We start from the raw sequence: 6328 nt of genomic DNA on the forward strand, positions 1-6328 counted from the left end.
TCCTTACCGGTTTGGCGATGTTGCCTCTGTCACTGCTGAACAGAGCAGCGTACTTATCTTCAATGACTGACCAGGGAATCGAATCTGCTTTTTTGACCCAACGGTTTTCTGGGTTCATCGTAAGGCCCAATGGCTGATCGAAGTCATAAATGGTTAATTGCCGATTCGTCTGCTTTTTGTACATTTTCATCGCCTCTTTGTATCATTTTTGAAAAAAGTGCACGGGTTTTTGGTATTTCCCTCTGGAATCCATGCATCTATTATACCAAAAAACAGCTAAAAACGCTGTTGCGATAAGGTTTGTTAATTATTCAGTAGACATTATAATAGAACGAGACTTCCTTTGCTATTTTGAGGTAGTCTCGTTTTTGTGTCATTCTTCTGTGCATTTCGTTTATCTTTGTAGAATAATAAGATTGAATAAATGACAGAATATTGAGATAATAATAAAAAGCCAATCAAGAGAAATTGCGTACTTGTCAGGAGGGGGAAATATGGCCTATCAAAGTGAATCAGCATTAGAAAATAAATTGATCGAGCAACTCGTCTCGAAAGGCTACCAATGGGTACCTGAAGTGAAGAGCGAAGCTACAATGGTTGCGAATTTCCGAACGGTTCTGGAGAAACGGAACAGTACCAACATCGGGCAAGAGCCTCTGACCGATAAAGAATTCGAGCGCCTGATGACACAGATCAACGGCAAAAGCATCTTCGACAGCGCTAAAATCCTGAGGGACAAGGTGCTGCTTAAAAGAGACAGCGGCAAGAACCTCTACCTGGAGCTGTTCAATACGAAAGAATGGTGCAAAAACACATTCCAAGTCACCAATCAGATCACCCTAGAAGGGAAATATACAAACCGCTATGATGTGACCATCCTGATCAATGGTCTTCCGCTCGTGCAAGTGGAACTGAAACGCAGCGGTGTTGACATGACGGAAGCATTCAACCAAATCATGCGTTACCGGAAACACACCTTCACCGGACTTTTCCGCTACATCCAAGTCTTCGTAATCAGCAACAGCCAAGAAACGCGCTACTTCTCCAACAGTGATGGAGAAATCCTGAAGAGTCACATGTTCTACTGGTCCGACGTGGAAAACAACCGCATCAATGTACTGAGTGAATTTGCGGAAAGCTTCATGGAAAAATGCCATTTGGCAAAAATGATAGCACGCTACATGGTGATAAACGAAACAGACAAACTTCTGATGGTGATGCGACCATACCAAGTTTACGCGGTAGAGGCGCTAGTACGGCAGGCATTGGAGACAAAAAATAATGGGTATATTTGGCATACAACAGGGAGCGGGAAGACGCTGACCTCGTTCAAGGCTAGCCAGATCATCGCCCAAGAAGAAAGCATCGAGAAAGTCTTTTTCCTGGTTGACAGGAAGGATTTGGACTCCCAAACTTTGGCGGAGTTCAACAAGTTTGAAGCGGACTCTGTGGACATGACTGACAATACCTACAAACTGTTGAAACACATGGGAGACAGGACGAAACCGCTGATTTTAACGACTATTCAGAAGATGGCCAATGCCGTCAAATCTGAGCATAAGGTGATCGACAGCTACAGGGAAGACCGAGTTGTATTCATCATCGATGAATGCCACCGGACCCAGTTCGGCGAAATGCACAAACTGATCCACAAGCACTTTAAGAATGCCCAGTACTTTGGCTTTACAGGGACACCACGTTTTCCTGAAAATCCAAGTCAGGATGGTAGAGTCACGGCAGATATTTTCCAGAAGTGTCTGCACCACTACTTGATCAAAGATGCCATTCGCGATGAGAACGTGTTAGGTTTTTCTGTAGAATACATCAGTACATTCCGAGGACAGTTCGATGAAGAGGATCAGGATAGGGTAGCTGGCATCAATACGAACGAAGTATGGATGGCAGACGAACGGCTGGAGGACATAACCAAGTACATCCTTAAGAACCACCGCAAGAAGACCAAAAATCAGCAATATACCGCCATTTTTACCGTCCAAAGCATTAAAATGGCGATCAAATACTATAATCTGTTCAAGCAACATGCAGATGGAATCAATGTCGCGAGCATCTTTACCTACGGCGCCAATGAACCCGGCAACGAAGATATTTCTACTGAACACTCACGAGATAGCTTAGAGCGCATCATGAAGGACTACAATGAAACGTTCGGCACAAATTTCTCGACGGATAATTTCAATGGCTATTTTGCGGATGTTTCCAAGCGCATCAAGAAAGGCGTTCCTGGCGAAAGACTGGACATCCTCATCGTGGTGGATATGTTCTTGACGGGATTTGACAGTAAGCCTTTGAATACTCTTTACGTGGATCGTAATTTGAAATACCACACATTACTTCAAGCGTATTCCCGCACCAATCGAATCGAAAAGGAAACCAAACCATACGGGAACATCGTGTGCTATCGTAACTTAAAATACCAAACCGATGAAGCTATCAAACTGTACTCGCAAACCAATGACACCAATACAGTGCTGATGGCCAGCTATACGGAATATCTGACCGAATTCAGAGCGGCTCTTGCTTCTTTGCTACAGCTGGCACCGACACCGGAATCAGTTGACCAACTAGAAGCTGAAGAGGATCAGTACCAGTTTGTGGTGCTTTTCCGAGAACTTTCTAAGTTACTGTTGAAGCTGCGGACTTTTGATGAATTCGAATTTTCGGAAGATACCATCGGAATCGTTGAACAAAACTATCAGGATTTCAAAAGTAAGTACTTTGCCATCTATGAAAAGGTGAAAAAGAAGGAAAAAGGGGAAGAGGTTTCCATCCTCGACAACCTGGACTTTGCGATAGAGGTCATCCAAACGGATACCATCAACGTCAGCTACATCCTAAATCTCATCCGTAACATCAATCTGGAAGATGAAGATGAGCGGGACAAAAATGTCGCTACAATCCATCGACTACTGGACCAAGCAGACAATGAAGATTTGCGTTTGAAGGCAGACCTGATCCGCAAGTTCCTGGATAAGGTCGTACCTGTGCTCGACAAGGAAACCAACCTTGATGAAGCATATAATGAATTCGAAGAGGAAGAACGCGAGGGGGAAATCTATGACTTCGCCCAAAATGTAGAGCTGGAGCCTACCGTCGTCAATGAATTTTTGGCTGAGTACGAATACAGCGGCAGTCTGAACCGAGAACGCGTTTCCGATCAGATCAACGGCAGCTTCATCAAGAAACGCAGGAAAATCGACCGGATTTTTGAGTTTGTAATGGAAAACACCCGCAAGTTCATGTCCGTTTAGAATCATTGGTGAATAATGGAAAATATCTTCCTGCGCGTGTCTGTTTACAGCTACTTGGTTGTGAGGTCACGAATGAATTGTATCCAACTTCCAAAAAAATGAGTGTAATTTTAAAAAATTACACTCATTTTTGATTGACTTTGAAATTTTTTAAGACTATGATAGATACATGGTTATGAAATTTAAAGAAATTACAAAGGTGGTGAAGGGATGAAATGCCGAATCGATGAGATTGCGAAGCTGCACCCCGGACAATTGCTGACGCGCATCAGGGAAGTGGATGACCCGAATGCAACTGGTTACGTAGTGTACTCTGGAAAGCATTTTCTAGCCGATTCTTTTCAACCCGAGTCGGATGACGGAAAACAAGATAAAGTCATCCGTACAGATGAAGCTGTGATGCTTGTCAAACAAGGTATGCTTCTGATTAGTCTAACAACGAACAAAGCTGTGATTGTCAGTGAGGCACATGAAGGACACCTTCTGACGTCCAATTACATCCGGGTAGACTATGATAGCAGCAAAATAGATCCGAACTACTTCTGCTATGTCTACAACGAGTCAGATGAAGTCAAAAAGCAAATTGTCATGAATGAGCAGGGAGCCAGTCTTGTATCCCGTTTAAGCCTCCAGCAATTGCGCAAGTTTGAATTGCTGTGTCCCTCTTTGGAGGAACAGCACCGAGTGGGCGCGATATACCGACTTCAACAAAAAAGAGAGCTGTTGCAGTTAGACAAGATTAGGTTAGAAAAATTGGCAGTGCATGCGTTACTAAATACATACCTACAAGGGAGAAAATAAAATGAGTACATCAGCAAAACAAAAAGTGCAACAAGCAGAACTACATAAGAAACTTTGGGCTATCGCAAACGATTTACGCGGTACAATGGATGCCAGCGAATTTCGTAACTATATTCTGGGACTGATCTTCTACCGCTACCTATCCGAGAAAACGGAGCAACGGGTAATCAAACTGTTGGAAGAAGACAACATCAGCTACGAAGAAGCCTGGAAAGATCCAGAATATCAAAAAGGTCTGAAGGAAGAACTGATAGCCCAAATCGGCTATGTCATTGAGCCCCAAGATCTTTACTCTGCGATGGTAGCAGAAATCGAAAAAGGCGAACAAGGAAATTTTGACGTGGAAGTGCTAGAGAAAGCCATCAGCAAGATTGAAGAATCCACGCTAGGGCATGACAGCCAAGAGGATTTCAATCACCTGTTTGATGATATGGATCTGACGTCATCACGATTAGGAAATTCCGTGAAAGCCCGTTCCAGCCTGATATCTAAAGTTATCATCAATCTGAACGAACTTGATTTCATGCATGAAGATGCTGAAATCGATGTGCTAGGAGATGCTTACGAATACCTGATTGGCCAGTTTGCAGCGAATGCAGGCAAAAAAGCAGGAGAATTCTATACGCCTCAACAAGTATCCAAGATTTTGGCAAAAATCGTGACCACCGACAAAACAGATCTAAAAAATGTTTATGACCCTACTTGCGGCTCTGGTTCATTGTTGCTTCGAATAGGGAACGAGGCAAATGTCCGCCACTACTATGGACAAGAGCTTAACAGTACTACCTACAACTTAGCTCGCATGAACATGTTACTGCATGAAGTATCTTTCCAGAATTTTGATATCGAATTAGGCGATACGCTGGAAAATCCACATTTCGAGGGTATGCGGTTCGAGGCGGTTGTTGCCAATCCGCCATACAGCGCGAACTGGAGTGCTGATGCGAAGTTCCTAGACGATGAACGTTTCAGCAGCTACGGCAAACTGGCACCAAAATCAAAAGCTGACTTCGCTTTTGTTCAACACATGATTTATCACTTGGACGATAACGGCACAATGGCGGTTGTTTTGCCACACGGTGTCCTATTCCGTGGCGGAGCAGAAGGTGTCATCCGTCAGTATCTCATTGAAGAAAAGAATTACTTGGATGCAGTCATCGGATTACCAGCTAATGTATTTTACGGAACCAGTATTCCAACCTGTATTTTGGTATTCAAAAAATGCCGCCAAGACGACAATACTGTTCTCTTCATAGATGCTTCAAACGAATTCGAAAAAGCCAAGAATCAAAATAACCTGACTGATGAAAACGTGGAAAAGATCGTAGCTACCTACAAAAATAGGGAAGCAATCGACAAATACAGCTATGTAGCGACTCTGAATGAAATCAAAGAGAATGATTACAACCTGAACATCCCACGCTACGTAGATACGTTTGAGGAAGAGGAACAAATCTCCTTGGACGAAGTCGCAACCGCAATCCAACAGACACAAAAAGAAATCATTCAAGCAGAGAAAGAATTATTTGCGCTGTTCGGAGAATTGCATGGTACGACTGAAGAAGCAGAACGAGAATTACAGAATGCGCTCGCGAAATTGATGAATGTTGGTGATGGAAATGAGTAACAAAAAGCAACAAATTCCTGCCATTCGCTTTAACGGTTTTACTGACGCTTGGGAACAGCGTAAGTTTGAAGAAATGCTTGATAAAAATGATGGAGTGCGCCGTGGACCATTTGGGAGTGCCTTAAAAAAAGAAATTTTTGTTAAAAATAGTGATTATGTCGTCTATGAACAGCAAAATGCAATTTATGATAATTATAAAACAAGATATAACATAACCAAAGAAAAATTTGATGAATTACATAAGTTTTCACTCAAAGAAAATGACTTTATCATGAGTGGAGCTGGAACAATTGGACGTATCTCCAGAGTGCCAAAGGGTATCAAAAAAGGGGTTTTCAACCAAGCTTTGATTCGATTTAGAATTAATAATGAAGGTAAATTGTAAAATGAAATGCATAAGGAAATAAACAAAAAAATCATGTAGATACGATATACTTGTTAGCAACCAAACCAAAAGTATAAGGGGTATCTACATGACCAAAAATAATTGTATCACAGAAAAGCGCACCTTCAAACAACTTACTGACATCCAACGCGGAATGCTGGAACAGATGGCGAAAAGCGGCACCTATAAACAAGCTGAAATGGCGCGAGAATTAGGGGTCAGCCAACCCACTGTTTCTCGTGAGTT

3 protein-coding genes and 3 pseudogenes are annotated in these 6328 nt (G+C 42.6%); 5 read left to right on the plus strand and 1 reads right to left on the minus strand.

Features of this window, described 5'->3' with window-relative positions; genetic code table 11:
* Positions 1 to 184 (minus strand): annotated as a pseudogene (locus tag BMZ71_RS14165) (IS5/IS1182 family transposase); the annotation flags it as partial.
* A 310-nt stretch (positions 185 to 494) separates the two neighbouring features.
* On the opposite strand from BMZ71_RS14165, the gene BMZ71_RS14170 reads away from it, so the two are divergent.
* From BMZ71_RS14170 to BMZ71_RS15570, 5 genes and pseudogenes are all read left to right on the plus strand, one after another.
* A complete protein-coding gene (locus tag BMZ71_RS14170; protein WP_086990902.1) occupies positions 495 to 3269 on the plus strand; it encodes a type I restriction endonuclease subunit R, EcoR124 family in 2775 nt (924 codons plus the stop codon).
* A 210-nt stretch (positions 3270 to 3479) separates the two neighbouring features.
* A complete protein-coding gene (locus BMZ71_RS14175) occupies positions 3480 to 4070 on the plus strand; it encodes a restriction endonuclease subunit S domain-containing protein (protein WP_086990904.1) in 591 nt (196 codons plus the stop codon).
* Position 4071: 1 nt separating this feature from the next.
* Positions 4072 to 5697, plus strand: coding sequence for a type I restriction-modification system subunit M (locus tag BMZ71_RS14180; protein WP_086990906.1), 1626 nt, complete (start codon positions 4072 to 4074; stop codon positions 5695 to 5697).
* A pseudogene (locus BMZ71_RS14185) lies at positions 5690 to 6070 on the plus strand (restriction endonuclease subunit S); the annotation flags it as partial. The gene BMZ71_RS14180 and the pseudogene BMZ71_RS14185, both read left to right, overlap by 8 nt.
* A gap of 100 nt (positions 6071 to 6170) precedes the next feature.
* Positions 6171 to 6328 (plus strand): annotated as a pseudogene (locus tag BMZ71_RS15570) (IS30 family transposase); the annotation flags it as partial.

Source organism: Trichococcus flocculiformis, assembly GCF_900113645.1.
Taxonomy (GTDB): Bacteria; Bacillota; Bacilli; order Lactobacillales; family Aerococcaceae; genus Trichococcus; species Trichococcus flocculiformis.